Annotated in this window: 41 protein-coding genes; all 41 read left to right on the top strand. The window is 33.3% G+C overall.

Annotation, left to right across the window (positions count from 1 at the left end; all coding sequences use genetic code 11):
• Position 1 precedes the first annotated feature (1 nt).
• The 41 genes from ASJ80_RS03630 to ASJ80_RS03820 all read left to right on the top strand — a co-directional run bounded on the left by ASJ80_RS03630 (position 2) and on the right by ASJ80_RS03820 (position 24,975).
• Positions 2-505, top strand: coding sequence for a hypothetical protein (locus tag ASJ80_RS03630; RefSeq protein ID WP_069583066.1), 504 nt, complete (start codon positions 2-4; stop codon positions 503-505).
• A gap of 2 nt (positions 506-507) precedes the next feature.
• Entirely contained in the window at positions 508-1,245 is a 738-nt protein-coding gene (locus ASJ80_RS03635; RefSeq protein ID WP_069583067.1) for an ERF family protein, read from the top strand.
• 136 nt (positions 1,246-1,381) lie between these two features.
• Positions 1,382-1,711: a hypothetical protein gene (locus ASJ80_RS03640; RefSeq protein ID WP_069583068.1), complete on the top strand. Its 330-nt coding sequence runs from the start codon at positions 1,382-1,384 to the stop codon at positions 1,709-1,711.
• Between the two features lie 113 nt (positions 1,712-1,824).
• The gene (locus tag ASJ80_RS03645; RefSeq protein ID WP_069583069.1) at positions 1,825-2,217 is read left to right on the top strand and encodes a YopX family protein; all 393 of its coding nucleotides are present in this window, start codon (positions 1,825-1,827) and stop codon (positions 2,215-2,217) included.
• Positions 2,214-2,396 carry a hypothetical protein gene (locus ASJ80_RS03650; RefSeq protein ID WP_069583070.1) on the top strand — a complete coding sequence of 61 codons (183 nt, stop codon included), beginning with the start codon at positions 2,214-2,216 and terminating at the stop codon, positions 2,394-2,396. The genes ASJ80_RS03645 and ASJ80_RS03650 overlap by 4 nt, the downstream gene beginning before the upstream one ends.
• Positions 2,397-2,465: 69 nt before the next feature.
• The gene (locus ASJ80_RS03655) at positions 2,466-4,439 is read left to right on the top strand and encodes a hypothetical protein (RefSeq protein ID WP_141705158.1); all 1,974 of its coding nucleotides are present in this window, start codon (positions 2,466-2,468) and stop codon (positions 4,437-4,439) included.
• Positions 4,426-5,109 (top strand): HNH endonuclease signature motif containing protein, encoded by a 684-nt coding sequence (locus ASJ80_RS03660; RefSeq protein WP_069583072.1) that lies wholly within the window; start codon positions 4,426-4,428, stop codon positions 5,107-5,109. Before ASJ80_RS03655 ends, ASJ80_RS03660 begins: the two co-directional genes overlap by 14 nt.
• On the top strand, positions 5,106-5,402 hold the full coding sequence (locus ASJ80_RS03665; protein WP_069583073.1) for a hypothetical protein: 297 nt from the start codon (positions 5,106-5,108) through the stop codon (positions 5,400-5,402). The genes ASJ80_RS03660 and ASJ80_RS03665 overlap by 4 nt, the downstream gene beginning before the upstream one ends.
• Positions 5,403-5,404: 2 nt before the next feature.
• Positions 5,405-5,659: a hypothetical protein gene (locus ASJ80_RS03670; RefSeq protein WP_141705159.1), complete on the top strand. Its 255-nt coding sequence runs from the start codon at positions 5,405-5,407 to the stop codon at positions 5,657-5,659.
• A 1-nt stretch (position 5,660) separates the two neighbouring features.
• The gene (locus ASJ80_RS03675; protein ID WP_069583075.1) at positions 5,661-5,900 is read left to right on the top strand and encodes a hypothetical protein; all 240 of its coding nucleotides are present in this window, start codon (positions 5,661-5,663) and stop codon (positions 5,898-5,900) included.
• 3 nt (positions 5,901-5,903) lie between these two features.
• Positions 5,904-6,314, top strand: a complete 411-nt coding sequence (locus tag ASJ80_RS03680) for a hypothetical protein (RefSeq protein ID WP_069583076.1) — start codon at positions 5,904-5,906, stop codon at positions 6,312-6,314.
• A gap of 2 nt (positions 6,315-6,316) precedes the next feature.
• A complete protein-coding gene (locus tag ASJ80_RS03685) occupies positions 6,317-6,823 on the top strand; it encodes an ASCH domain-containing protein (RefSeq protein ID WP_069583077.1) in 507 nt (168 codons plus the stop codon).
• A 94-nt stretch (positions 6,824-6,917) separates the two neighbouring features.
• Positions 6,918-7,136, top strand: coding sequence for a hypothetical protein (locus ASJ80_RS03690; protein WP_069583078.1), 219 nt, complete (start codon positions 6,918-6,920; stop codon positions 7,134-7,136).
• A gap of 161 nt (positions 7,137-7,297) precedes the next feature.
• Positions 7,298-7,513 (top strand): hypothetical protein, encoded by a 216-nt coding sequence (locus tag ASJ80_RS03695; RefSeq protein WP_069583079.1) that lies wholly within the window; start codon positions 7,298-7,300, stop codon positions 7,511-7,513.
• A 38-nt stretch (positions 7,514-7,551) separates the two neighbouring features.
• Positions 7,552-7,830 (top strand): hypothetical protein, encoded by a 279-nt coding sequence (locus tag ASJ80_RS03700; protein WP_141705160.1) that lies wholly within the window; start codon positions 7,552-7,554, stop codon positions 7,828-7,830.
• Positions 7,831-7,854: 24 nt separating this feature from the next.
• Complete coding sequence (locus ASJ80_RS16855) at positions 7,855-8,022, top strand: hypothetical protein (RefSeq protein ID WP_176720200.1); 168 nt, start codon at positions 7,855-7,857, stop codon at positions 8,020-8,022.
• Between the two features lie 167 nt (positions 8,023-8,189).
• Positions 8,190-8,402 carry a hypothetical protein gene (locus ASJ80_RS03705; RefSeq protein ID WP_095651971.1) on the top strand — a complete coding sequence of 71 codons (213 nt, stop codon included), beginning with the start codon at positions 8,190-8,192 and terminating at the stop codon, positions 8,400-8,402.
• A complete protein-coding gene (locus tag ASJ80_RS03710; protein ID WP_069583082.1) occupies positions 8,402-8,626 on the top strand; it encodes a hypothetical protein in 225 nt (74 codons plus the stop codon). The genes ASJ80_RS03705 and ASJ80_RS03710 overlap by 1 nt, the downstream gene beginning before the upstream one ends.
• A gap of 1 nt (position 8,627) precedes the next feature.
• The gene (locus tag ASJ80_RS03715; protein ID WP_069583083.1) at positions 8,628-9,143 is read left to right on the top strand and encodes a hypothetical protein; all 516 of its coding nucleotides are present in this window, start codon (positions 8,628-8,630) and stop codon (positions 9,141-9,143) included.
• 2 nt (positions 9,144-9,145) lie between these two features.
• Entirely contained in the window at positions 9,146-9,811 is a 666-nt protein-coding gene (locus tag ASJ80_RS03720) for an ERCC4 domain-containing protein (protein ID WP_069583084.1), read from the top strand.
• Positions 9,811-10,164 (top strand): hypothetical protein, encoded by a 354-nt coding sequence (locus tag ASJ80_RS03725; protein WP_069583085.1) that lies wholly within the window; start codon positions 9,811-9,813, stop codon positions 10,162-10,164. Before ASJ80_RS03720 ends, ASJ80_RS03725 begins: the two co-directional genes overlap by 1 nt.
• Positions 10,157-11,224: a hypothetical protein gene (locus tag ASJ80_RS03730; RefSeq protein ID WP_069583086.1), complete on the top strand. Its 1,068-nt coding sequence runs from the start codon at positions 10,157-10,159 to the stop codon at positions 11,222-11,224. Before ASJ80_RS03725 ends, ASJ80_RS03730 begins: the two co-directional genes overlap by 8 nt.
• Positions 11,221-11,451 (top strand): hypothetical protein, encoded by a 231-nt coding sequence (locus ASJ80_RS03735; protein ID WP_069583087.1) that lies wholly within the window; start codon positions 11,221-11,223, stop codon positions 11,449-11,451. Before ASJ80_RS03730 ends, ASJ80_RS03735 begins: the two co-directional genes overlap by 4 nt.
• A 255-nt stretch (positions 11,452-11,706) precedes the next feature.
• Entirely contained in the window at positions 11,707-12,036 is a 330-nt protein-coding gene (locus ASJ80_RS03740) for a hypothetical protein (RefSeq protein ID WP_069583088.1), read from the top strand.
• Positions 12,037-12,069: 33 nt separating this feature from the next.
• Positions 12,070-12,369 carry a hypothetical protein gene (locus ASJ80_RS03745; protein ID WP_069583089.1) on the top strand — a complete coding sequence of 100 codons (300 nt, stop codon included), beginning with the start codon at positions 12,070-12,072 and terminating at the stop codon, positions 12,367-12,369.
• Positions 12,370-12,516: 147 nt separating this feature from the next.
• Positions 12,517-13,125 carry a hypothetical protein gene (locus ASJ80_RS03750; protein WP_069583090.1) on the top strand — a complete coding sequence of 203 codons (609 nt, stop codon included), beginning with the start codon at positions 12,517-12,519 and terminating at the stop codon, positions 13,123-13,125.
• A gap of 14 nt (positions 13,126-13,139) precedes the next feature.
• The gene (locus ASJ80_RS03755) at positions 13,140-14,570 is read left to right on the top strand and encodes a hypothetical protein (protein ID WP_069583091.1); all 1,431 of its coding nucleotides are present in this window, start codon (positions 13,140-13,142) and stop codon (positions 14,568-14,570) included.
• A 3-nt stretch (positions 14,571-14,573) separates the two neighbouring features.
• A complete protein-coding gene (locus ASJ80_RS03760) occupies positions 14,574-16,118 on the top strand; it encodes a hypothetical protein (protein ID WP_069583092.1) in 1,545 nt (514 codons plus the stop codon).
• A 452-nt stretch (positions 16,119-16,570) separates the two neighbouring features.
• A complete protein-coding gene (locus tag ASJ80_RS03765) occupies positions 16,571-16,930 on the top strand; it encodes a hypothetical protein (RefSeq protein WP_141705161.1) in 360 nt (119 codons plus the stop codon).
• A 13-nt stretch (positions 16,931-16,943) separates the two neighbouring features.
• Positions 16,944-17,114, top strand: a complete 171-nt coding sequence (locus tag ASJ80_RS16860) for a hypothetical protein (protein WP_176720201.1) — start codon at positions 16,944-16,946, stop codon at positions 17,112-17,114.
• 236 nt (positions 17,115-17,350) lie between these two features.
• Positions 17,351-18,016 carry a hypothetical protein gene (locus tag ASJ80_RS03770; protein ID WP_069583094.1) on the top strand — a complete coding sequence of 222 codons (666 nt, stop codon included), beginning with the start codon at positions 17,351-17,353 and terminating at the stop codon, positions 18,014-18,016.
• Between the two features lies 1 nt (position 18,017).
• The gene (locus ASJ80_RS03775; RefSeq protein WP_069583095.1) at positions 18,018-19,019 is read left to right on the top strand and encodes a hypothetical protein; all 1,002 of its coding nucleotides are present in this window, start codon (positions 18,018-18,020) and stop codon (positions 19,017-19,019) included.
• On the top strand, positions 19,016-19,318 hold the full coding sequence (locus ASJ80_RS03780; protein WP_069583096.1) for a hypothetical protein: 303 nt from the start codon (positions 19,016-19,018) through the stop codon (positions 19,316-19,318). Before ASJ80_RS03775 ends, ASJ80_RS03780 begins: the two co-directional genes overlap by 4 nt.
• Before the next feature lie 119 nt (positions 19,319-19,437).
• On the top strand, positions 19,438-20,616 hold the full coding sequence (locus tag ASJ80_RS03785) for an XkdF-like putative serine protease domain-containing protein (protein WP_245837446.1): 1,179 nt from the start codon (positions 19,438-19,440) through the stop codon (positions 20,614-20,616).
• 24 nt (positions 20,617-20,640) lie between these two features.
• Positions 20,641-21,642 carry an SU10 major capsid protein gene (locus ASJ80_RS03790; RefSeq protein ID WP_069583098.1) on the top strand — a complete coding sequence of 334 codons (1,002 nt, stop codon included), beginning with the start codon at positions 20,641-20,643 and terminating at the stop codon, positions 21,640-21,642.
• 36 nt (positions 21,643-21,678) lie between these two features.
• Positions 21,679-22,158 carry a hypothetical protein gene (locus ASJ80_RS03795; RefSeq protein WP_069583099.1) on the top strand — a complete coding sequence of 160 codons (480 nt, stop codon included), beginning with the start codon at positions 21,679-21,681 and terminating at the stop codon, positions 22,156-22,158.
• A 24-nt stretch (positions 22,159-22,182) separates the two neighbouring features.
• Complete coding sequence (locus tag ASJ80_RS03800; protein WP_069583100.1) at positions 22,183-22,734, top strand: hypothetical protein; 552 nt, start codon at positions 22,183-22,185, stop codon at positions 22,732-22,734.
• Positions 22,731-23,237, top strand: a complete 507-nt coding sequence (locus tag ASJ80_RS03805) for a hypothetical protein (RefSeq protein WP_069583101.1) — start codon at positions 22,731-22,733, stop codon at positions 23,235-23,237. Before ASJ80_RS03800 ends, ASJ80_RS03805 begins: the two co-directional genes overlap by 4 nt.
• A 1-nt stretch (position 23,238) precedes the next feature.
• Positions 23,239-23,451, top strand: coding sequence for a hypothetical protein (locus ASJ80_RS03810; RefSeq protein WP_141705163.1), 213 nt, complete (start codon positions 23,239-23,241; stop codon positions 23,449-23,451).
• A gap of 5 nt (positions 23,452-23,456) precedes the next feature.
• Positions 23,457-24,560: a hypothetical protein gene (locus ASJ80_RS03815; protein ID WP_069583103.1), complete on the top strand. Its 1,104-nt coding sequence runs from the start codon at positions 23,457-23,459 to the stop codon at positions 24,558-24,560.
• Between the two features lie 4 nt (positions 24,561-24,564).
• Entirely contained in the window at positions 24,565-24,975 is a 411-nt protein-coding gene (locus ASJ80_RS03820; RefSeq protein ID WP_069583104.1) for a hypothetical protein, read from the top strand.
• The last annotated feature ends 30 nt before the right edge of the window (positions 24,976-25,005 follow it).

The following is a 25,005-nucleotide window of genomic DNA, read 5'->3' on the forward strand; positions in this document are numbered from 1 at the left end:
AATGGCATTATTTAGTACATTAGTAAAAGAAACACAAGAAATAGAAGGAAACAGACCGGATACAAGCGAATATGAAGAATTTAAACTAAATGATTTAGACGATGGAAGTTCATTTGTAGGAAATCCATTTCTGACTAAAATATATGAAAATGAATTTGATGAATACAACAAACAAGGCGAATTAACAGGTAACAAAGTTAAAAAATATAGTGCAAACCTATATATTACAAATAACGAAAATGAAGAGGTTTTAAAAGCTAAAGTAAACTTCAAAAGTGATAATGATTCAATTAAAGTCTTTAAAAACAGCGTAGCTTATGACATCATTGACAGTATAGAAGAACTTAACGATCCTGAAAAAGAAGAAGATAAAAATGTTTACTCAATGAGCTTTAAAGAGCTTCAAGATTACATTAATGACTTAGATTCGATTACTGTTGATATTATTGAACATGAAGGTAATTTCACATACAACACATTACGAATAACTCAAATTGGGGAATAAACATGGAAGATGGAAGTACTTCAATAGAGAATGTCGCTGTAACTCAAGACATTGTAGGGATAAATCTTGTAAAAGCATTATGCAAAGTACAAGAAGAAATTACAAACCCCATTGCAGAAGCTACCAATCCTTTTTTTAAAAGCAAATATGCAACTCTTTCAAGCATATTAAACCTCGTAAGACCATTACTTTCAAAAAATGGTTTATACCTATATCAGAATGCGGGAAATGATGAAAATTACGTATATATTGAAACTAAGTTGATACATACTAGCGGGGAATATTTACAGTCTTCTCGTTTGTATTTGAAACCAGATAAGAAAACACCACAAGGGATAGGTTCTACTATAACTTATGGTCGCCGTTACCAATTAGCAGCAGTATTGGGAATATGTGACCAAGACGATGACGATGGAAATGCAGCAGAATCTGGAGAATCTCAACAAAAACAAGCTCCAAAAAAACCTAAATCTACTCCTAAAACATCAGGAACCCCTAAATCATCTACTTTAAATAATGGCCAAATTTTAAATGATTCAGTAATTCAGAAACTTAAAAGTAAAAATAAATATTTAGATGAAGCAATAAGCACATTGTCATCTGGAGATAAGGCTATTACTAAAACTAATGTTCTTAAAGAACTTGTTGAAATGCGTGACGCTAATGAATTCAGTACTGAAAGTAAAGAAAATTTAGAACTGTTTACTACTGCTAAAAAAGATTTGGGGTTTAAATCTTAATTTTATTTTGTGGAGACCGATAACATGGAATATGAAACAAATATTGGAACTTACTTTTGGTCATACATCTTTGGGAATGCCTTATTATTTATTGTGATTGGGGTGTGTTTAGGGTATCTGATTTGGGGGCTTTAGAATGGAAGTAGATAAATTAAAAAAGAAAATTGAAATGAAAAACATTTTAGAAGACGAAATCGAAGAACAACTGAAAGAATTAGCTGAAAAAGCTAAATCAATACTGATTGAAAATGATGAAATTTTTAACAGTGGAACAATTGAACCTCAAATATTCAAGAAATCTATCAATTTTAAATTGTGTTGCGATGTTGATTTTAAAGTGTTAAATGAGTTGCAAAGTGAATTAAATCCAAATAAAATTATATTGAATGGTGGAGGATACCAGGGTGTGTTTTCAGGACAGGCTAATACCGGATATGTTGTTATTAGGTTAATGTTTGGTGATTAAAAATGCCATGTTCAATATGCAAACAAAAAATCGAACCAGCCGAAGACAACCTCAAATGGCTTGATAAAAGCCACGAATGGGTACATCGGGAATGTTTAGAAGGAGAATCTTAAATGCGTGAAATAAAATTCAGAGCATGGAATAAACATGAAAACAAGACGTATCCAGTTCACATCATAGAATTTGACCATAAAGAAATAATTGTAGATGTATGTGAAAGAAAGGATAATGGTTTAAATTGTTGGACTTATCCGGATCAAGTTGAATTAATGCAGTTCACAGGTTTAAAAGATAAGAATGGCGTTGAAATCTACGAAGGAGATATTGTTAAACATTCTCAAACAAGTTGTATTTTTAAAATAGAATATTCAGAAGGCCATGCAGGATTTAGGGTAAGTGGATGTTATTCTAATAAATATTTGGGAGAAGCTTGGACATTTGTAGAAAAATTAGAAATTATAGGTAATATTTATGAAAATCCCGACTTACTGGAGACAACACAATGAGTTATATGTATCGTTGTAATAATTGTAGAGACACCACAGAAGATGAATCAAAACCCTCTGAACTCAGCGAATCAGATAAGCTTTGCAGTAACTGTTACTGTGGCTACTATCAACTTGTGGGAACTGTGGGTAGAAGGAGTAAACTGTTAGGCAACACAGCAATATTACATATTATTTAATATTTTTATCATAACTTTTTAAGGCATAATAAAGGAGGTGACAACTTGAAAGAATTCATCGCAGAAATCATGGCAGGAACCTACCTAAGAATAGAACACGATCACGGAAAAAATACAGGATACGTACATATAAGTAAAGAGGGTAAATTAGGGGCATTTGTAGCCAAAAAGAAGATAACAAAAAGAATAGACTCACTCACATTCAACTCAGAAGACATACGATTCCTATACAACAAAGCACATTCCAGCGAATATGCACTTCAAATATACGATAAAAAAACAACCAAACCCAAATTTATTGAAGCAATTGAAAGCGTTCAAGACCAATATTACCAATTCATAGACGGACTTTCAGAATACAAAGAGCAGGAAAGACAGCAAGAAATAGAAGAACGTATGGAAGAATTAGAAGAAAAATCAAGCGAATTCAAAACCTTAATTGATACACTTAAAATGAGCTTAATGGAATACATATTTTACGCTGGAGAATGGCTCGTCGCTGATGAATCAACAAATATTGCAGCTGCATTCACCGCATTCATGGCAACAGTTTTAGGTTTAGATCCAATATGGGTAACTATTTTCGGAAGTCCTGGAAGTGGAAAAACCACAATCGAAGAGGCAGCATTAAGTTTGATTCCAGATTCAAATAAAGTTCCAGGTATAATGACTTATCCTGTTATGTTTGATTTAACAGCACAATTTGGTGAAGATTATTTCGATAGAAAAGTAGCAGTACTCGGCGATCTTGGAGGGCAAAAGGATTTTGAACGTAATGAAGAAGTTATCAATGTTTTCAAAGAATTAGGTACTGATGAAAAACCCGCACAACGTACAAAGAATGTTAAAGACCCAGTTACTGGAGAAATGACTCCAAGAACAATGTCAATACGTGGAAAGTCTGCTTTATCTCTTACTAGTGTGAAAGAGATGAGAGATGAGCAGATGATAAGTAGAAGCCTTATGCTTAACCCTCGAAGTACTGACGATATGTTCTTGAAGTTCATGGAAAAACTCACTGTTAAGAACAAACCTACCAAAAAAAGGTCGAACATTAAAGATAATGAATTGCCTTTGTTACGTGCATATCTTGAGCTATTTGCATATAACTTTGATGGTTCGTTAGAAGTGATTAATCCATATTACTTATGTCTCGTAGACTGGTTTAAAGGTAGTGAAAATTTAAGGCGTGTTGCCGGGCAAATCCCAAACTTGGTGAAAGTGGTTACATTGCTGCATGCTGATGAAAGACGGCAGATACGTACTGATGAGGAAACTTTTGTTATCAGTACTAAGTTTGATAATCAAATTGTCAGTGAAATGTTTAATTTGTATATTGGTTTGTCTCCAGGGGCTATTAATTTTTATAATCAACTGATTATGCCTAATAAATTGGAGCAGTTGAATGAAGATGAGCTTACTGAATTGTTAGATCATAAAGTTAGGCTTGATGAATGTAAATCCCTTTTTACAGTTTCTAGTATTAAACGTAAGTTTAGTAGTAAACCTGCTGGATTTCAGCGTGAATTGATTTCAAGTTATTGTCAGGCTTTGGAGGATAAAAATAAGCTTGTTAAGTATGATGAGTATCGTAGTAAATATAATTTATATAGTCTTGCTCCAGGTAAACCCAAAGTTATAAAATTAAGTAGTCTTACTTTTGATGATAAACTTATCACAAAATATGTTAAGGATAATGTGTATGGTGATGAGGGAGTATGTGGGGTGTCACCTGAGATTTTGGATCCGATCATTCAACATGACGATACGGGCGTAGAAGTGCTTATTGATAAAGTTAAGCTTCCTCCGTGGAGTTCGATGATTCACAAAGTGTGGCAGAGTGTGGCAGAAAGGGGTAAAAGTGTGGCGAAACAGGCCAAAAGTGTGGCAGGAAAAAATAGCAGCGTGGCAAGTGTGGCGAAAAGTGGTGAAAAACCTAATACTAAAAGTGTGGCGACTGTGGCGGAAACAAAAATAGATGAAAATAAAGCATTGGTGGATGATGCACTTAAAAACTGGGGGTTTGCAGATGATCATTCTTAAAAGTGACCGCACAACATCTAACATTTCCCCTGAATTTAGAGAAGAATTAGAACAATCATTATGGTACTGTTCTGAATGTGATGCTGAAATTAAAGGAACATCTAGTCTGCTTGTATATCTTGGTGAAGAAGATAGGATTTACCATCTTCATTTTAATTTACAGGGATTAGATGATATTCATATTGTTTTTAGAGATGTTCCACTATATGAACAACGTAAATTATGTGCAAATCGATATGAATATTTAATTGAATTTGAAAATGAAAAATTCAAATCAGATATAAATGGAATTCCTAAAGAACAGTTTATCAATTTACTAAAAAATGCCGAAATAAAATCAGACAATAACACTGCAAAAATTAGAGAGCGAGATAATAATCAATGTAAAATATGTGGTTTCAATGATGAACGAGCTTTACAAGTACACCATATCATTCCAAAAATAAATCCTTTTTTTCAAACTGAGTTAATTAGAGACCCAATTAATTGTATTACTCTTTGTGCTAATTGTCATCGAATTATTCATCATACTTATATCAATGGGACTGATTCTGAACGTGAAAAAATCGTTAAATCATTATTGGAGCTTAACGGTTTCAATGTTAAATGGATTGATGATTATATGTGGGATTCTCTTGAAACTTGCAGAAAATGGAGGATGTTTAAATGAATAAACACCCAACTGGCACAATCGATTATTATCGTAGTGTTTTCATGACAGAGGGACTGCGTGAGATGATAACTGAAATTACAGGTGTTATGAAGGAGGCAGGGAATCCAGTTACTCCTCAGAGGTTGGATAGTTTCATCAAAGCAATACTATATGGGGCTAATCCTGATGGCAGTGTACGGAACCGTCCACCACAACCTGATTTTACTGATATTAAAAATAATTACAGTCGATTTAAATTTCAGCAAAAAGTGCATGAAATGTGGATTCGTAAGAGGAACAGGAGCGTATGAATATGGTTAAACAAAAAGCTTGGACTCCTGAAGAGGATGCAATACTAATTAAATATGCAAAACAAGGCTATTTAGACAATGAAATATCTGTGAAAATAAATGAAGAAACTGATGCGGATTCACCCGTAAGGTCTAGAAATTCTGTTTATTCACGTCGTAAAGTGTTAGGATATGACAATAATAATCTGACTGGACCGAATGTGTTTAGGTTGATTCGTATTAGGCAAGATAATTTGAAAGGGAATGTGGGGGTTTAGAATGGTCGATAACATGAAATTAGAACCGGGGAGAGTAGTTGAAGCAGATGGTAAAACATATCTCCTTAAAAGTGTAAGAACTTTAGGTTTTACTGCAATTGATTTGGACGGGATTCCCATTAGTTGTAAATATTGTGGAGGCAATCTCCAAAAAATGGGAACTCGTAAAGGCCAATATAAATGTTTAGAGTGTAAACGGCCTAACTGGCTTGACAGTGAAGGGGAACACGAGGAGGCTTAAATTATGAAAAGATTGGATGAAGATTTTATTAAAAAATGTGTAAAAGGACAAAGCCAACTCAGAAGAGTTTGGAAACAAAAAGCAGGAGATCGAGTCTTAACACGAATGAACAATGATGAGAATAAATTAGAAATTGATTATTATTCTAAAGACTTTGCAAGTAAAGCAGGAAGTATGGCATTACGTAGAGTCACAGATGTATGGCTTCCTTATGATGAGCAGTTACAAGAAATTTTGGATGATAAGTTACATTTGGGAGTTGGAGATTTAGGTTGGGCTTATTATTGGTGGCTTGAAGGTGAGGGTTCTACTTTGGTTGATTGCTGGTTAGATTTTGTATTTTATAAACTGTTTAATATGACTTGGAATTTTGTTGATAGGGAATGGGTTGTTTTGGATGATTTGGAGGAATAAACATGTTATTCAAAGAAGAACACATAAAAGCGATTTTAAGGGAAGAAAAAACTCAAACTAGAAGGGCATGGAAAAAACCGATGGCAAAAGTTGGAGGAATTTACAAAATAAAAAGACAGATGTTAAGCAAAGATGACTTTGGAAAAATAAGATGTACAGGTCTAAGAAAAGAGAGATTAGGGGATATATCTGAAGAAGATGCAATGAAAGAAGGAGGATACACTGTTAAAGAATATATTAATGTTTTTGATAGAATAAATAAAAAGCATGGAGGATGGAATCCTGAATTAGTTGTTGATGTGATTGATTTTGAACTAATTAAATCTAATTTGAAACCCGGCGATATAGTAAAAATGATTGATTGCACTGAATCAGAGTTACCAAAATACAAAGACAAACAATTTAAAGTTAGGTCTGAGCCTTGGTTTGTGGGACATGGCAAGGAAGTTGTCTTAATTGAAGGTATAACTGGGGGATTTTTAGTAGATTGCTTAGAGAAGATTATTTAGATCGTTATAGCTGTATATACGGAAGTTCATTTTATTTCGTTATATAACCGAATGGAGAAGTAGAACTATTATTAATCAATAAAAAGGTGTTAAAATGACTTGTTATCAAGAATATGACAGATGGACAATAGAAGATAAGGAAGACCTGGAAAGGTTTGCACAAAAATTTAAAGTCCGAAAAGAACCTATTGTGGATGGTAGATTTAATTTAAATATTGATTCTGTAAGACAAATTTGTGCAAGAATAACAGAATGTGATTTGGTAGTGTTTGAAGAAAATGAAAACCTTGTTATAATGGAATTTGGGATTTAAGTGATTAAATGAAATGCCTTAACTGTAAAAAACCATTTCACGTACGTATTTATAATGATGGAACTATGATATGTGACCATTGCGAATATAAATATAATCCACTAGATAAATTAATTTATAAAGTTCAGAGATATAATTATGATAAAAATGGAGTAATTTAAATGCCATTACTAGATTATTACTTCAAAGGAATATATTTAGGAAACAAAATGGAACATTTTCATAAAGATATTAGAAAAGAATTAACTAACTGGAGTTATACAATGAATGGTATTTGGAGAGGTCACAAAGAAATGAAAAGGGCAATCGAGGATTACATGACAATGCAAATAAGAAGAACTAAACATTTTACAATAACGGGTGGAATTGGACATTAAAAGATTTAAATAGTATTTAAATGATTTCAGGTGAAAATATGAAAGTAAATTTAGATTATACTAAAATTAGGTCTTTATGGGAATTTCTAAATAAATTTAAAGCATTTGATATTTACAACCAGATTAATAAAAAACATGAAATAAATTCTTTTGAGGATTATAAAAAAATTCATTTAGACGATACACTGGCAGTACAAGGAGGATATATTGAAAATTTATTAACTTATCTTGAAGGCAAATATGCAATAGAATATAATTATGAAGGTAGAGGAATGCAGCCAAGAAGCATTACAATTATTGAAGTAATTGATTATTAAAAGAAGTGAAGGGGGATTAAAAGCATGAAATTTGTAGTATATAATGATGAAAATATTAAAAGAAACAATGAAATCATGGAACATAATGCTAAAGTTATAGCGAAAATAGTACAGCCAGTACTGGAAGAAATAGTTAAAAACACCAACGAATCATTGAAACAATTATATTTAATCAATTATACACAACGCTAATTTTATTCCATTTTTCTATTCTTATTTTGTATTGATTCATAGTTTTAAACCAAATCCGTAACATTTAAATATTATAAACCACTATTAAGATATATAAAACTGAATACTCATTTACGTGAGTAGGTGTCGGCAAACGAGATAACTTTATCTAAGTTTGGAGGCATCAAATGAGTAAAACCAAAAATAAAAAAAAATCTATTTTTAATAAAATTAAAATCTACATTGCAGATAAAACCTATCGAACTAAACCTTGTCGTTTTTGTATTCATTCTTCCGAGGTTCAGGGATGTTTGGGTAAAACATGGTGTTGTGATTTAATAGGAGAAATACATAACGCTGGTGGCTGTTGGTGTTTTAAAGATGAAGTGGGGGAGTATTAATGAACTCCAAATCCACATTCAAAAGTTTAACACTTGTCTTTAAAGAATCCCCTGACATAAAAACCCGAGTAGATGAACTGTTAGATGGTCATATGAGTTTGAGTCATATTGGTCATACTATTTTTGAAGAATATAACATAACATTCAGTCTGGATGATTTACGCCTCTATGCTACTTTTATTCATCGTAATCCATGTATTGTGGCTTTAGAAAGGAGTGGATAATATGAATGAAGCCAAACAAAGCCACTGGATTAATCCAAAATATGATAAAGAATCATATATCATTCGTACTGATATTTTAAACTCATTAAGCACAAATGAACACAAATTAAGCAAAATTAAATCCCATATAATTTTTCAAATCTTAACTTATCCATATATGAAAAAACTTCAAAAAGAACGTGTAACCCTCTTATCTAATCCGGATTTCCTTTGGATGTTACAGCAAAGAGAAGAAAAACAAGGATTTTGGAGAGGATGGTACGACTATTTGGGATTTCATACAAAATACAACTATTTCTTTATTTCAGAAGATCATTCACGTATGAGTATCGATGAACTTAACGGAGAATTTAGAACTGATTTACTCACTACATTTAGAAAAGATTTATCAAAATATGATCCGTTCCCCAAAATAAATTATCGTTTTATTTTATTACTTTTAGGGATTTATGCTAATGCATTTTTAATTACATTTGCATTATGCGTTATTTTTGGTAGATTAGTTTGGGGGGTTTAATTATGCCAATTCTCGTTGATTACCACGAAGATCCCCAAACCATCGAAGTAGGTAGAAAGTACCTCCCAAACCTCACAGTAGAACACTTACTGTATGGAGATATTCAATACATAAAAGACGGAGTTAATGCTTGTGTTTTTGAAATAAAGATAGGTGACGACCTACCACAGTCAATAAGGGATAAGCGACTGAGTACACAACCAAAGCACATGAAAGAAAATTTTCAATTTCCCTTCGTAATATTCGTTGGAACATTAGAACAATTCAAAAACAGTTATAAACAGCGATGGTTCACAAAAAAACATTATCGTGGCGAAATGGCTAGCGTAATGGTCGGACACGATGTTAAATGGATTCAGTGCAACGATTTAGAGGATATGTGGCAGACTGTCAAAACAATAATAATATATTATGATGAATGTGTTGCAGGGAAACACATTGAAATTACTGATAACAGCTTTAAAAGAATAAAGCGACTGTCTAATGATATGAATATGCTAATGGCAGGTGTTCGAGGGATTGGGGAGAAAAAGGCAGAAGCTATTTTAAATGAATACAGTTTACGTGAATTATGGGACGTATCTAAAAAGGACTTAATAAGTATACCTGGCATTGGAGATAAGTTTGCAGGTAAAATTAAAAAAGCGTTCCCAACGGAGGCGATATAATGTTTGAGTTTATTACAAATTATTTTAAAACATTTTCAGAAATAGAAACCTTAAAAAAAGAAAATTATAGCTTAAAAAGGGATAAGGATACTCTAAACTTTAAAATAAGCATGGAAGGATTAGTATATACTCAAACAAAATGTGCATTAAAAAAAGCCACGGAACTGCAAGAAAAATATTATGAAAATTGGCAAGAAGCAAAAGGACAAATTGAAAAAATAACCCCCTTACTTGACGATATCTACATGAATGCCAAATTAGAAAAGAATTGTGTTTTGATGACCGAAATACTTGAAATAAAGTTACAGTTAGGCGTTTTTGATGAAAATATCTGGGGGCATTCTGATGAATAGTTCCAACTTCCAAAATCTGGGCACATACAAATATGATTTTTATCAACAGAATTCAACGTCAATAAAAGCAGGAAAAGGATATGCAAACAGCAATACAAAACCATATAACGGAAAATCAGGGATAGATTTAGGAAAACCTATCGGCCACAAAAAACAGCCATGCCCTCAAAAAGATTGTAAGGGAACAATAATCGCAGTAATGATATGCACAGACGTTAAAGGCTTTGAAACCAGTACCGAACAAGTATGTGATACATGTGGACATGTGATTAATACAGCAATGCAAGTTTTAGGCAAAAAAGAAAAAATGTATCACACTTTTCCTTATTCCTCACATAACGATTGGATTGAACGTAATTGTAAAGATTTACAGTCAGGAATTCCACGAACCATAAATGAAGCTGGAGCATTCAGTAATGGAATGAAATATTTAACAAATTTACTTAAGAATTATAATAGTTCTAACCAAATTTTAGAATCTGGGATTGATTATAAATTGGAATATGATGTACATTGCTATGGGGTTAGACGGAATGATACTCGTAATGAACATAGGGATTTTGGCATTAAATCAACAAATGTTAATTCAAATTATGCTAATTTATTGAAGGCAAGTAAAGGGCGCATAAATAATGTTAATGGAAGTAAAAGAGTTCCAAAGGATAAACAACGTTTACATGAATTTTATGATTTTATAGATTATAACTTAACTGATTTATTAGAAGCCACTAAGATTCAAGTTGCAGATACTAAATGGATAGTACGTAACTATGGTTTAAAATATTTTTATACAGGTACAAAAAAGGCAACTCATGAACATGTTATCACTTGTATCTTATGGTGGAGAATGTTAAAAGATATGCACGATACTTCTGACAAAACAGTGTTAATTCAGAGAAGATGGTTAAAGGACAGAATTTTACGTATAAATTTAGATATTGATACATTATATAACCAGATAGAACCAAAACTAGATGGATTAAAGGAATTAAACTTTGAGCAACGTCCCTTAGTATTAATGAGTACAAATAAAAAAACAATCAAAGGGGAACAATTATGAATCAATCAAAGATTAAATGCAATCAATGTGGACACACATCTACAAAGCATTTAGACCAAAAAGAACATTTAAGACAATTACATTATCAATGCCCCAACTGTAAAGAGACATTAAATGATTACTTATCAGAGCATATTTCATCACGTTCAAAAAGTAAAGATTTGATTAACAGATCATGGTATAATGATATGTACGGGGATTTTGACGGCTATCAAATCCCATTTTAAAATATTCATTGTTATTTTAGCATAACTGGGTCTGACCATAACCTGCCTTTAAGGCTTGTCTTAGTACTTTAAAAATATGGGAAGAGCTATTGCTCGAAATATACCAAATAGGGGCTGTCTCTCTCCCACGAACTGAGATTGGTTTTATCATTTGTCCAATAACAAATGATTTTTATTCTTATTTTGTAATTAAATGGGATTTTTATCCCATTATTTTAATCTAATAAAATATTATTTATTTTGGAGGTTTTAAAAATGGATATACAAATATTAACAATATTAGCATATATTGTAATATTAATAGCAGTAATAGCAAGACTATTCAGAAGCGCAGGATGGAACCTAACACCAGCATATGTAAATGGAAAATTCCAGATAAACGTAATTCCTATAATAATAATGGGGTTCGTTGCATCAATACCTATAATGGATACCGTAAACTTAATTGGAGCTATAACATTACAGGCACAAATTGCATTACTATTCACAATATTTACTGGCGTTTATGGTACAACCGCATCACTTGATTATATAGGTGATTTATTAACAACTACCCCCCCATCAAATGAGGACAATGTAGCATAGACCCTATTTTATTTTTTTTAGGATTTGATTTCAATGGACGGCAAACAACCCATAAAAACAGAGGCAATCCCATACACAGGGAATAACCCAAATATAATCCCAATATGCCCCTTACATACACGAACAGAAAATAAATTAGATGCAATACTAGATGAAGTTAAAAAACTTCAAATAGACGATGCCAAAAAGGAAGGGAAAGAAGAAGCAGAAACAAAAATATCGGACAATAAAATGACATTCCGAAACCAAATCAAATTTATATTGATAGGTGCATTTCTAACTTTCATATTCATAATATTAAGTAAATTATTAGAATATTTCACACCATTATAGATAATAGCCTCCAAGCTGGACGGCAAAATCCAGATACTCAGAGGCCAAACATACAATTAATTTTCACAATATATAAACATTTTCATTTTTTTATAACAATTACAACTTTCACTATCTTTTCACTAAAATTTTAAAAAGTGATCACCAATGACGGACATTACACCATTAACTCAAGAACTTCAAGACACAATAAAGAAGGATATGATACAAGGATACCGTGACGAAGAAGGCCAAAAAGCATATCCAAAACTCACAGAAGCAGCAACATGGTATAAAGTAAGCTATGACAGTTTAAAACAAAAAGCTCGAAAATGGAACTGGAGACAAAAACGAGAAGAATACCAAAACAAAGTGAAACGAAAAGTAGCTGAGAAAAAGGAAATAGACAAGTTAAGTGAATCTGAAGCTGAAGCTATTGTAGTTGAAGATATTAAGTTTAATCGAACTGCTAATAAGTTAAGACGTGAAGCTGATAAACAATTAGACTTATTAGATAAAGGAGAGGTTATTATTAAAGTTCTTGAAGATGGAACTTTGATAAAAGGAAGGCCATCTAATACTCCTTATCAATTGATGAATTTAGGTAGGGCATTGGAATCTGCTCAAAAAGTTTCCAAACTAGCAGCAGGAGAACCTACAGAACATACTAAAGAAGAAATAAATGGCACCATTAAACAAGAACCTATTGATAAATTTAACAACATCATGGATAAAGCATTGGAAAAATTAGATGAGCCGGTACAACATGGCGAATAAAGGAGGGGCCTATCTTGGCAGAATTAAACCTAGGGCCCATTACTCAATATGATAAAGATATGCTCCAGCTTACATTAATAGACAATCCTTACATCCCTGAAGAAATCAAAAAAGGAGTTTTAGGTTATCCTCAACAATTAAAGAGTTTAATCTATCTTAACCGGCCTATAGTGAATGATTATCATAGTATACTTATAGGTGGAGAAGCTTACGGTGGAAAAACCTTATTTGGAGCAGTCTTATCTTTAAGATTTATTCATTTAAAAGGATTTAAAGGATTAAACACTCGTAAAAATTATGATGACTTAACAGAAGAAAGCGTTGATAGTATTTGGGGATACATTGGACTCTGGAATGAAGAATTAGAAAAAAAAGATAGACTTAAAATAAAATTAAACCCCCCACGAATAAAAAGCAAAGAAGGCGGATTATTAGCTTTTAGAGCTTTTGACAATATAAAGAAAAAAGAAAAAACAAGAAGTAAAAGCTATCAACAAATCTGCAATGATGAAGCCCCAGAAATAGATAAACGAATATTAACATTTCAAGGTAGAAGTCTACGACAACAAGCAGATTCAAGATTCCCTAAATCCATTATAAGTTTTGGAAACCCTCAATACGACCCTAAAACATATCGTTTAAATGAAAGCAGTCAACGATTCCTTAATGAATTTGTAGAAGGACCATATGTTTATGTGCCTATGGGCTGGAAAACAAACCCTTACATTAATCAGGAAGAATTCAAAGCCAGTATGAAGGATTTGGATGAAATTGATAAACAAAGTCAGATGGAAGGTAACTGGCATTATATTTACAGTAAAGGCCAATTAATAGATATAAACACTTTAAACGACTTCCTTAAACCAACATTTACCGGTAACTCTTTTTCAATATTAAGTATAGATTTAGCAGGTAGGGGTAAAGATAAATTTGTAGTCTCAACCCTTACATTGGATATAAATACAAATCGAATAATGATAGATAATATAAGCCAAACAGTAGGAACCTCAACAGAATACCTTATAGAAGGGCATGTACTGGAAGATAAGCAAAGAGGCATCCACCCATCATTATGTATTATTGAGATGGAACCCGGTAGTTGGGTTGATACTGAAAAATATTGGACTGAATTTTTTAATCAATTAAATATTGCAGTGCATCCTAAAAAACCAGTAGGTTCTAAGTTTAATAGGGCAAGGCCATTAATTAGAGAGATGAGTCAAGGCCACATATTAATTAATCAATTATTAGATGAGAAGGAATATACTGAATCAAGTTATAAAAAGACTTATTATAATTTGTTAAAAGAAGAAATCAGTAGTTTATCTCCACTTATGAAAGTATCCCCTAACATTATTGATAGTTTAAGTCAGGGGCGGAATTTCCTTAGGGATGAGTTACAGGTTCAGAATGGTACTAGTGGTATGAAAACAGCGAGAGTGTAAAACATGTTTATGATACAAGGACAAACAGTCAATAAAGAAGTAGAGATGATAAAATCCACCCTCGACAACACAGCTAACGCTAAATTGCAAATAGCAACAGGCTCTGATAAAAAAGATACCAGTACCAAACAGAAATACTTAACCCCTCCAATTAAACCATTACTCGCTTCATACTACTTTGATAAAAATTTAATGCTAGCTCGGAGTTGCAATATACTCGCTGAAGATTTAATATTAGGTAATGTAATCAATATTAATATTAAAGATGAATCAGATGAAAACGAAGAATCAACTGATATTGACATTTCAAATATTATTAATAGTATTGAAAAATCCCAACTAGAAATCAGCTACATGTGTGGAGACTATGAACTAACTGGAGCCGGTTGTTGTAAGATACTTAAATTTGAAGAACAAGATGAATTCAGGTTAATACAGTTACCAATGGAAAGTTTACAAGTAATTAAAGTTGTTGATGAGAAACTACAATCAACACCTATCTATTTAATCGAACAGAGTATGGGAATAACTGATAAAACTTACTACAAAATAGTGGGTGAAACCTACCCTGAAGAATATATTAGTTATGATGGAAAAGAACTAGGCTTAGCTTGGTGGATTGGTGGAGATAACTTTTACAAATTCTTCAAAAAACCAGTATGGCTACAGTCCATTGAATCAATGAATAGTCAAATTGCTTTAGAATCTCTTGATACAGAAAAGATTAACAGTGGAAATAACGTTAATGGGGTACTGTTCTTTAATAAACAGGGAGCATTACCAATATCCACCTTCCCTCAAACTACTGAAGGGGAAACAGAAGATACAGATCCAACCTATGCTCAACTAAAAGCAATAGCTGAAATGAGTGGAGCGCAAACAATCGCATCTGAGTTAAAATCAGCAGGTATAGGCACAGCCGTACTCTATGAAGAAACACGTGACGCCATGTCTATGAATTATGTTAAAATAAGTGATGACAATTACAGTTATTTACAAGATAAAGCTAAAGGAGCAGACCAAAAGATAATATCTAGCTTTGGAATACCTCGTGAACGGTATATGATTAATGATATTAAAGAATCTATGAATAGTCAGAAGACCGCTGCGTTTTGGGAGATTTACACTAAGTCTTTGAATGCTAAACAGTTAATTTATGAAGATGGCTTACTTGAAGTTATCAGTGAATGTTATCCTACTTTAGAACATGAGTTGGATATTGATATTGAAGTTCCAATGTTCAGCGAATTAGTTAATGCTAAGATTAGTGTTTTCACTGATTTGTTCATGAAAGGCTTAATAACACTTAAACAGACTATTATATTATTATCTAAGTATGTATCGGATTTAAATGTTGAGGATTACGATTTCAGCAACCCAATATACGATATGCGTTTCTTCCAAGGCAAACCACTCGATGACTATGGTTTAACTGGAGAATTAACACCTGAACAACAAGAAGAGTATGATAGTGCAACAGGATTAATGCCAGTTACTGAATCTACGGACGGGGGGAATCCAGTATTAAGTCCTCAATCAATCGATTAAAACGATTACAACTAATCAAAGCTAAACAACCCCTTTATAACAGATTACAGATCTATAACAATAATCTCATAGATAAAAAAGTAAACCTAGCATATGACAACCACGACGCAATTGACAACGCCAACTATGATAGTTTCAGCAAACAAACAGTATACACAACAATATACAACCTAAACCACCCCAACACAGTAAAAGACTTCCAAAGATTAATTAAAAGTCCATTAACCAATAACGATGCACTCTATAAAAATTTAACACGAATGTCCGCAGATAAAGTAACAAAAGTTATCAGTGAAAAGGAAACCGAACGAGTATTAAAGAATTTAGAATATGTTGAGAAGACTTTAAACCAAGCACAAGTCGATATAACAAAATTCAATTCTCAAGCCAGTAAATTAAGTAGTACAGTATCAAGACAATCTATTCTAGAAAGAAGTTTAAGCAATGGCAAAATGTATTCAGGACGTGAACTATCCTACAAAGAACTTAACAACCTTTCAAAAGACTTAGAAAAATACAAACAAACACATATCGAAGATCAACTCTGGCAAGATGCAAACAAAAACGCAATAGAAAACGGATTAGACCCAGTAATGACACATAAAGTATGGGTATGGTCACAGTTAGAGAAGACAAGACATTCAGGCATGGAAGGCGTGACTGTGGGTATTGATGAAATGTTCGATGTTGTAAATGATGTTACAGGCGATACAGACCAGTTAAGATTCCCTCGTGACGTTGAAAACGATAGTAATGGTTGTAGTAATGTTTGTAATTGTGGTTGTGATGTTGAGTATGTTAAACTAGATTAAATTAGGGGATTATATGAAATTAAACCAAATCAATTTAGTATTGGGCATTATTGCAGGGTTTATGTGGCTTCCAGCAATTATTGTATATGGGAATACTCCTTTAACCATGATTGATAAAATGGTTTTTGGTTCGACTATGATTTATTTTATTTTGGGATCGATATATGTTGGATCAGAGATATAATTTGAACAAACTCACAATTGAACTTACTTCATTTTGTAGTATTTTGAACCCGTGACAAATCGTAACGGTTTGAACATTGTTTATTTTTATACTATTTTTATATTGATTAATTGAACAGTTATACAATTTTAGCACATTTAAAAATGGATTTTACGTTCAAATAAAAACGTAGATCGTTATAGTGAAATTTAACGAAGTTTATTCTATTAATAAAAAAGATGGGGATGTGAATAATTATGCCAGTTATTGGAGGATACGACCCAACAGACAAAGATAACAACGGAAATGAAAAAACAAAATGGGTTACAGTCACCGAATTTGTAAGTGGGGTTATTAAACGTAAAGCGTTGGATACGGTTGTTAGGGATGGTGAGGGGCAAATAGCAGACCCATCAAAACCAACCCTACAAGCAGGTGAAAATCATATAGGTGAAGTTGGAGGGAATACTAAAATTTTAAGAATGAATCCAACCATACAAACCACATTATATACGTCTGGAACGGTTATAGGTGGCTTAATAACACTTACTGAAGCCATGCGAAAAAATGCAGGAACAGGATTAATATCTAACCTTGTTGGTAGGGTTGCATCAAATGTTATTACACCGGCACTTGAAATAACATTCTTTTCAGATAATCCATCATCATCTACTGTTGCGGATGGTCAAACTTATATTTTAAATTCTGAGGATATAGATAAATGTGTAGCTACTTTTAATCTTAATCCATCGGATTATGTTTTAACTGGGGGAACTTATAGGGCAAAAAGTTCAGATTCTTACCAGGGTGTTGAATCTATCTCAACTAGTCAAAATTTATATGCGGTGATTGTTGCTAAAGCAGACGTAACATTCCCTTCAACTAAAGCATTACATATTAAATTAGATGAATTGAGGGATTAACTTGGTATTGACTGATGGTAAGAAAGTCATACTGTCAAGTACCATATTAAAAAGTATCCCAATCACTTTTTTACGAAATAGTATAGCATATGACCAAAACTTTAACCTAGTTCAAGCAAATACGCCTCGTTTCTGGACGATTAACGGCAATATGGGTTTAATGATAGAATCCTCTACAACTAACATATTACCCGCCGGATTAAGTCAAACATTTAATCAGGCATGGACATCTGGAAATTTAAACGGAACTTATGTAATTTCTATAAAAGGAAGTTCAGGAAATTTAACTTTATCTGGCGGGGCAACAGGTACAGTTACAGCAGGAAATAGTCTTGTTTTCACAGTAACAAATAGTACAGTTACATTCACACCTTCAAATAATCCCACTTATTCTCAATTAGAAAATAAAAAATACCCTACGAGTTGGACTCTTGGAGGAACTACAAGAGCGGCAGAAACACTTACAGTATCTACAAATGGTTTAAATTTATCAGAAGGAACAGTAGAACTTGAATTTATAATAAATGATAGTTTTAAAGATGCTACAGCACCATCACACCGTATTTTTTACACAGGAATAGGTTCTAGCCAAGATATATTTTCATTACGAAACACTGCCGGTAATTTTGGAGCTGCAATAAGTAATCACAGTGGAGTAGCAGCAACCGTAACAGTAGCTTCATCAACTTTAGCAAATGTGATACACAAAGCTACAATGGGATGGAAATCAACAGTTTTAGACTTAACTATAGATGGTAACAGTGCAGGAACACCAAAAACAAATCCTTCATTACCAAGTTTAAAATCAGATAAAATATACATAGGTTCTGATGCATCGGCTGCGCAACAAGCAGACACAATAATAAAAACAATATGTTTATCAAACAAATATAGGACTATTCAGGAACGGAATGCAAGAGCTAACTTAAAAGCATATCCTCTGGATAGAAATGTGTTTGCATTTATTTCACTTGAATCCAATATACGGGGTGTTGCACCATGAGAATATCAGAAACAACTCCCTCAAATATAGAACTAACTTTTACAGAAGAAGAAGAACAAAATTCATTATTTCAAACAGCTTTAGAAAAAATAAGAAATTTATTTGATTCTGTTGGTGAGGATGGAACTGTAAATGTGGAATTGATAGATGCAAGAACACTTCAGATAGTAGGGATGAAAATAGACGCTATACGTCAAATACTGTGTGGCGATGTTGATCCAACTGCTGATTTAAGTGAATGTCCTAGGTTTGTTTTAGGTGATGTTGATCCAGTTCCTGATGAAGGAGAAGTAATTTAAACTTCTTAATTTTTTTGAGATTACTAATATACTAATTTTTTATTTCTAATTTTTTAAACTCCACAGAAAAGGGAGGTGATATTATTGTAACTTACGACACCAAAAAAGACGCACTATACATCGAATGCGTAGTCCTAGCAAACGGCGAAACAGACCCCGAACTATACAAAGACAGCCAAGGCGACACATGGGACCATAAAACAATAAAACAAGTATTCACAACAGAAGCAAACCAAAGCAGCCACGACCTATTTCATGAAAAACAGAAAGTTGAGGGCGTGACCACGATTAGTAATTACATCTCAACAGAAGATAAAACAATCGCTGGAAGAACTGTACCTGCTGGGTCTTGGATTAAAGAATTGATGATTACTGATGATGACATTATTGAAATGATTAAATCTAATCAATTGAATGGTGTGTCCCCTAATTTTAGATTACATGTAAATGCAACCTGCTTAAAAGAAGTACAGGATGTTAAAGGTAATTTATTTTACAACAAAGACATTGAGAACAAAGAATGCATGAAACCTGTCTTTTTATCGTTGGTTGATGAACCGGCTAATGAATATGGCTTAAATGTGTATTCTTATGATAAATATCTTGAAAAAAGTAGAAAATCCAAAAATGGAGGTAAACCCATGGTTAATAAATTTAAGGAAATGTTAAAAAGTTTCGGTGAATCTGTTGTCAATTATGCTGATGGAATGGATGACTCTGAAACTGTTGAAATGGAAAAAGCAGATGAAACCACAGAAACTGAATCTACAACAGAAAATACTGCAACTGAAACAACTACAGAATCAGTTGCAAATGAGAATGTACTCTCCGAAGAAAACTCATTTGAAGAAATAGAAAACAAAGTGAAGGCAGCAGTACAGGATAAATACTTCCCTGAAGACGAAAATGGAAATAAAACATATATTGGACTTGCATTAACTTTTAGTGATGCTGTAGTCATCCAAGAGTGGGATGAGGACAAATATTACAAAGTAGATTATAGCATTGATGGAGACACTGTAACATTAGGTGAATTACAGGAAGTTGAACTAAAATATGTGGTTAAAGGTTCAGAAGATGACACTACACAGACAGAATCTACAACTGAAACTACAACCGAAACAGCAGCTGAATCACAGAAAAGTAAACAGCCCAAAATAAAAATGCCTAAGATAAAAATAAACGAAACCAAATTAGACGATACAGAATTAGAAAAAGGAAAAGAAGAACGTGTTAATCACCTTGGATTCCCGATTAAAAGTACAAAAGAGTTAGCAAAAAACTCATTCAATTTCTAAAAAATATAATAAGGAGATGAAAATATGGCAGATTTAGCAAGTAAATTTGGAAGCTCAGAAGATATTAACGAATTATTAGGATTATTACAGAAGGAAATGCAAAAAACCGCATACCCTCAAGATACAACAACCACAGCAGACATAATCGAAATAGATTACGATACTGTAATTCAAAATAGGGAAATAGCAGAAGCTCCATTTTTAAGTTTTCTAGCAAACAAAGGACGAGTGCAAAGTAGTACAAGTGCAATCATAGGTTGGAGAGAAAAAGGGAATGGGAACAGCTCTAAATTCACAGATGAAAGGGGACTTATCTCTGGATCTCTCCCAGAATATGGGGGTAAAACATGGGAGAAAAAATTTGCAAACATGAAAGTAATTACATATCCAATTGAAGTGTCTTTACTGGCTCAAATGGGTAATTCAAATGTAGATCTTGTAGATGACGACAGACAAGATGGATATTTAGACATATCCGCACGAAGAGACAAAGCATTTTTACTTGGGGATCACACAGTAGATGCTAATAGTTATGATGGAATAAATAAACTCGCCGAAAACAAAGAAGATATTGATGGGGAACCAATTTCTACAGATTATGTTGATGATATGCTTGATAGGGTCATTGCAAAAGGCGGGACTCCTGATTGTATTGTTACAACTGCAAGAGTTGCAAGACAATTAACAAGAGAGCAACAGTTAAATGATATTACTGTTGGAAATCTTGAATTTGTTCCGGGGGGATGGATGGAATCTTACAAAGCCCCTACCGGATTAATACCCGTTATAACTAACAAAAATCTTGTTACATTAGATGAAGATGGCGAAGTAGATGCTACCAGTGAAGATATACTTGCAGTAGTAGATAGTAGTGCTGTTATTAACAAGAACTTATTGCCTGTTTCCGAGTTCCAATTAGGAATGACTAAACTTTCAAATGATTCATTACTCGCTACTTTCACAGCATTTGGTATTCCTGCCCCTTGGAAATTAGGAGTAGTCCAGGGTATTGGTAAAGGCAGCTAATATTATTTTAAAATAGTTTTTTGGAGGTAGTTTTAATTGTCAGAACCATCAAACACAAGTAAACCTCCATTTTCTTCTTCCATATCTGATAAAATTCTTATTGAATTAGACGGCTGGCAAATAATCACGCCTCCAACCACTGAACCAACTGAATTAGAACCATTTTTAGATACAACTGACGACACTGTTTTACAAAACCTTAACTCAAATCACACTGTTACTATAGAGGAAGTTGAACATTTCTATGATTCAGCATTCGACGAAGCATTATCTTACACTAACCGATTAGATATATCCGACTTAGACGAAATAACCCTTGAAATATTCATGAATGCAGTGTACAAACTAACAGCTTCTAACCTTTGGAATAAATACAATATCCAAATTAACAACGATGCAATGGAAGGCACATATGTCGTCTCACAGGGTGGGCGATTATATAAAAAGGCGTGTAATATCCTTGATAAATTCGTTAGAACTAATTTTATAGGGTTACATTCACTCATGAATCCTTAATTATCTTTTTTTTAGGTGTGACTCATGACAGATATAATACCCGAAACAGGCACACAAGTAACAGTAACAGCCGATTCACAAGGATTAGATGACATAATCAATGTTATACAAGGAGATAACATACTATCACAAGTCTTAGCTCCAGCAGTTGAACAGTTAAACAAAGATAAAGAAACATTAAAAGAATCAACAACAACACTAGCAAATGCAGTAGCAGAACGAATCAAAGCATATCAAGAACAATTCATCTCAATGAACCAATCTATCGTTACAAGTAACATGCATGACACTATCGAAGTAGACCCCACAGGAGACGGAACAGCTGAAGTTGGAGCTACAGCAACATCAGATGAAGGATTCCCATATCCAATCGTAATAGAACAAGGATCAAGACCCCATATCATTGAAGGAAATCCATTACTTGCTTTTAACTGGAATGGGGCATTTGTTATCACCCATTCAGTACAACATCCAGGGACAAGTCCTAAACCATTCGTAGCGCCTTCATTGGACTATATAAAACAGGATACGGATGAACTGTTTAACTCCGAAATAATGACAAAATTAGGAACATGATACAAATGATAGAACTTGGCGAAAATACATCATTAACAAGCGATGTAATGATTTACAACGCTTTAATCAAAGCACAAGACACAAATAAGTTATTGCAACAGTTTAAAATTGAATATCCTTTTGAAGGCGCATTGGCATCTAATTCTAATTCTATTTTTGTAGCAGATGTAACTAACGATCTTAAAAAGAAAACAATGAATAGTTCGCATTATACGGCACTTACTCAGATATTCGTTAAAACAAAGAATGCTGATTATAAGACGGTTTCACAGATAACCAGAACAGCATTAGAAGTGATAGAAGAAGTACTTGAAAATGATGAAAGTCTCGGAAGATTCCAACCCATATTCATGAAACATAGTAGTGATTATGGGAGTAAATTTGCATTAAAAGGCCGTAGTGTTATTGTACAAACAAAAGAACAGCGTATAAAAACTAATACTGATATTGAAGTTGATAATGTCTGTGAAATGATTGTAAAAATTAACGGGGAAGATGAATAAAATGGCAGATGAAGAAAAAGTGGAAGAAACAACCGAACCCACCCCACCAGAAGAAGAAGAGGTTATTGAAAACCCTTTTAACCTAAAAACGGAATTACAGAAAGAAAAGAAATATTTAAGAGCAGGATTTCTATTATACATAGCTAAAAATGGCTATGATGTTGACACTAAAAGAAAATTCACAATATATATGAACAAATACAAGGGGGCTTAATATTCATGGTTATATATGAACCAACAATCACAGTACAAGATGTAGAAAGCACCGTAACCCTAGGGGGGGGAATGGCTGGAGTAGTTGTAATAATCGGAGCCTTTCCATATGTAGACAGTACAATTAAAAGTTATACTAGTTCAAGAAAAGCATTAGAAGAACTCAAAGGTGGCGTAACAACAATTCCTGAAGGTGCATTAGGTTATCATGCACTTGAATATCTATTCAGACGTGACGGCAACAGCCTTGGAATAGAAGAATTATTAGTCGTGAACATAACATCAGAAGTAGAAGAAGTATTAAATTACACATTAACTGCTGATAAATTAGCAGATGCACTTGACTTAATTAAAGATGAACAATTCGACATACTATTTGTTGCAGATGTACTTGACGCAGCTCTACTCGCAAACATCAAAGAATTACGAGATGACATGTACGCCGCCCAATTACCTTGGGGATTAATCTCAGCGGTTACTGTAGAAACAGAAAGCGACGTAACTGCAATAAACACACTCTTCAAAACAGGAGGGGCATACAAACTTATAACCACACCAAAACAGTTAGAAGGAGATGCAGAACCACTTAACAGAGTTAATACTGCTGCATGGGATGTCGCCTATACTGCTGGACAGTTGGTTAATGCATCTGAAACAGGTAAAATCATACCTGGAGTCATTGGTCAGGGCACTAAAGAATCACTGCCAGATATATATGATACAATCTTAGAAAATGGTTTACATTCACAGAAAATAATCAACAGACGACTTGGACAAGTAATCACAAACAACATCATGACCCCTACTGGTCGAGATATGGCAATCGAAAGAGTTAAAGATTATATTGTCGGGGATCTTGCTTTAAGGGATATATTTGGAGATCCAAACATCAACGCAACATATGACTTCATTAGGAGCATGTTTGAAGTTAGAAAACAAAAATACACTGACTTAAGACTTATATCGGATATGAAATATGAAATCACAGCATGCGATACCAAATGCGTTAAAGCAGAATTAGAACTGTTCATACCAGATGTAATCACTGAAATACGTTTATTTGTTAAAGTTACACCTACAAGTGTTGAAGTAAGTTCACAGGAGGCTTAAGACAATGATAAGCTTAAAAGAAGGAGTCATATTTATAGGCGACCTTGCGCTTAAATATGCAGATAAAGCCACAATCAAAAAAGAGAAAAAAGTCAACACACGAAACACCCTCGGCGGAACAGTCAACACTGGAACATACACCACAGGCGGAACTATAGACGTAGAAACAGTATTATTACCCGATACTCTACAAGAAGTTACTCATTTCGAAGAAATATTAGATAAGGGACATTTAGATCAGGTTGTCGTTACAGGAACTGCATATCTAAGAGATGGAACCCCATATAAAAGAACAATTACTGGTTTAAGAGCTACTGTTTCAACAGACGACGAAGAATGGAACCCAGACGATGGTATTGTGCCTAAACTCAGTTTTAATGTGGATATAATCAAGAAAGAAAATAAAGCAATTTAATTATTCTTTTTTTTTTAATAGGGGTTGTTT

The sequence above is a fragment of the Methanobacterium bryantii genome, assembly GCF_002287175.1.
In the GTDB taxonomy this organism is placed as follows: domain Archaea; phylum Methanobacteriota; class Methanobacteria; order Methanobacteriales; family Methanobacteriaceae; genus Methanobacterium_D; species Methanobacterium_D bryantii.

Excerpts from the sequence above, each read along its gene's own strand:
- ASJ80_RS03655 (WP_141705158.1), top strand. The coding sequence starts at position 2,466 with ATGGCAGGAACCTACCTAAGAATAGAACACGATCACGGAAAAAATACA.
- ASJ80_RS03680 (WP_069583076.1), top strand. The coding sequence starts at position 5,904 with ATGAAAAGATTGGATGAAGATTTTATTAAAAAATGTGTAAAAGGACAA.
- ASJ80_RS03780 (WP_069583096.1), top strand. The coding sequence starts at position 19,016 with ATGAGAATATCAGAAACAACTCCCTCAAATATAGAACTAACTTTTACA.
- ASJ80_RS03800 (WP_069583100.1), top strand. The coding sequence starts at position 22,183 with ATGACAGATATAATACCCGAAACAGGCACACAAGTAACAGTAACAGCC.
- ASJ80_RS03745 (WP_069583089.1), top strand. The coding sequence starts at position 12,070 with ATGGACGGCAAACAACCCATAAAAACAGAGGCAATCCCATACACAGGG.
- ASJ80_RS03630 (WP_069583066.1), top strand. The coding sequence starts at position 2 with ATGGCATTATTTAGTACATTAGTAAAAGAAACACAAGAAATAGAAGGA.
- ASJ80_RS03735 (WP_069583087.1), top strand. The coding sequence starts at position 11,221 with ATGAATCAATCAAAGATTAAATGCAATCAATGTGGACACACATCTACA.
- ASJ80_RS03810 (WP_141705163.1), top strand. The coding sequence starts at position 23,239 with ATGGCAGATGAAGAAAAAGTGGAAGAAACAACCGAACCCACCCCACCA.
- ASJ80_RS03790 (WP_069583098.1), top strand. The coding sequence starts at position 20,641 with ATGGCAGATTTAGCAAGTAAATTTGGAAGCTCAGAAGATATTAACGAA.
- ASJ80_RS03715 (WP_069583083.1), top strand. The coding sequence starts at position 8,628 with ATGAATGAAGCCAAACAAAGCCACTGGATTAATCCAAAATATGATAAA.
- ASJ80_RS03660 (WP_069583072.1), top strand. The coding sequence starts at position 4,426 with ATGATCATTCTTAAAAGTGACCGCACAACATCTAACATTTCCCCTGAA.
- ASJ80_RS03670 (WP_141705159.1), top strand. The coding sequence starts at position 5,405 with ATGGTTAAACAAAAAGCTTGGACTCCTGAAGAGGATGCAATACTAATT.
- ASJ80_RS03650 (WP_069583070.1), top strand. The coding sequence starts at position 2,214 with ATGAGTTATATGTATCGTTGTAATAATTGTAGAGACACCACAGAAGAT.
- ASJ80_RS03635 (WP_069583067.1), top strand. The coding sequence starts at position 508 with ATGGAAGATGGAAGTACTTCAATAGAGAATGTCGCTGTAACTCAAGAC.
- ASJ80_RS03700 (WP_141705160.1), top strand. The coding sequence starts at position 7,552 with ATGAAAGTAAATTTAGATTATACTAAAATTAGGTCTTTATGGGAATTT.
- ASJ80_RS16860 (WP_176720201.1), top strand. The coding sequence starts at position 16,944 with ATGAAATTAAACCAAATCAATTTAGTATTGGGCATTATTGCAGGGTTT.
- ASJ80_RS03640 (WP_069583068.1), top strand. The coding sequence starts at position 1,382 with ATGGAAGTAGATAAATTAAAAAAGAAAATTGAAATGAAAAACATTTTA.
- ASJ80_RS03665 (WP_069583073.1), top strand. The coding sequence starts at position 5,106 with ATGAATAAACACCCAACTGGCACAATCGATTATTATCGTAGTGTTTTC.
- ASJ80_RS03730 (WP_069583086.1), top strand. The coding sequence starts at position 10,157 with ATGAATAGTTCCAACTTCCAAAATCTGGGCACATACAAATATGATTTT.
- ASJ80_RS03740 (WP_069583088.1), top strand. The coding sequence starts at position 11,707 with ATGGATATACAAATATTAACAATATTAGCATATATTGTAATATTAATA.
- ASJ80_RS03690 (WP_069583078.1), top strand. The coding sequence starts at position 6,918 with ATGACTTGTTATCAAGAATATGACAGATGGACAATAGAAGATAAGGAA.
- ASJ80_RS03710 (WP_069583082.1), top strand. The coding sequence starts at position 8,402 with ATGAACTCCAAATCCACATTCAAAAGTTTAACACTTGTCTTTAAAGAA.
- ASJ80_RS16855 (WP_176720200.1), top strand. The coding sequence starts at position 7,855 with ATGAAATTTGTAGTATATAATGATGAAAATATTAAAAGAAACAATGAA.
- ASJ80_RS03685 (WP_069583077.1), top strand. The coding sequence starts at position 6,317 with ATGTTATTCAAAGAAGAACACATAAAAGCGATTTTAAGGGAAGAAAAA.
- ASJ80_RS03770 (WP_069583094.1), top strand. The coding sequence starts at position 17,351 with ATGCCAGTTATTGGAGGATACGACCCAACAGACAAAGATAACAACGGA.
- ASJ80_RS03820 (WP_069583104.1), top strand. The coding sequence starts at position 24,565 with ATGATAAGCTTAAAAGAAGGAGTCATATTTATAGGCGACCTTGCGCTT.
- ASJ80_RS03805 (WP_069583101.1), top strand. The coding sequence starts at position 22,731 with ATGATACAAATGATAGAACTTGGCGAAAATACATCATTAACAAGCGAT.
- ASJ80_RS03725 (WP_069583085.1), top strand. The coding sequence starts at position 9,811 with ATGTTTGAGTTTATTACAAATTATTTTAAAACATTTTCAGAAATAGAA.
- ASJ80_RS03695 (WP_069583079.1), top strand. The coding sequence starts at position 7,298 with ATGCCATTACTAGATTATTACTTCAAAGGAATATATTTAGGAAACAAA.
- ASJ80_RS03720 (WP_069583084.1), top strand. The coding sequence starts at position 9,146 with ATGCCAATTCTCGTTGATTACCACGAAGATCCCCAAACCATCGAAGTA.
- ASJ80_RS03705 (WP_095651971.1), top strand. The coding sequence starts at position 8,190 with ATGAGTAAAACCAAAAATAAAAAAAAATCTATTTTTAATAAAATTAAA.
- ASJ80_RS03750 (WP_069583090.1), top strand. The coding sequence starts at position 12,517 with ATGACGGACATTACACCATTAACTCAAGAACTTCAAGACACAATAAAG.
- ASJ80_RS03815 (WP_069583103.1), top strand. The coding sequence starts at position 23,457 with ATGGTTATATATGAACCAACAATCACAGTACAAGATGTAGAAAGCACC.
- ASJ80_RS03675 (WP_069583075.1), top strand. The coding sequence starts at position 5,661 with ATGGTCGATAACATGAAATTAGAACCGGGGAGAGTAGTTGAAGCAGAT.
- ASJ80_RS03645 (WP_069583069.1), top strand. The coding sequence starts at position 1,825 with ATGCGTGAAATAAAATTCAGAGCATGGAATAAACATGAAAACAAGACG.
- ASJ80_RS03760 (WP_069583092.1), top strand. The coding sequence starts at position 14,574 with ATGTTTATGATACAAGGACAAACAGTCAATAAAGAAGTAGAGATGATA.
- ASJ80_RS03765 (WP_141705161.1), top strand. The coding sequence starts at position 16,571 with ATGTATTCAGGACGTGAACTATCCTACAAAGAACTTAACAACCTTTCA.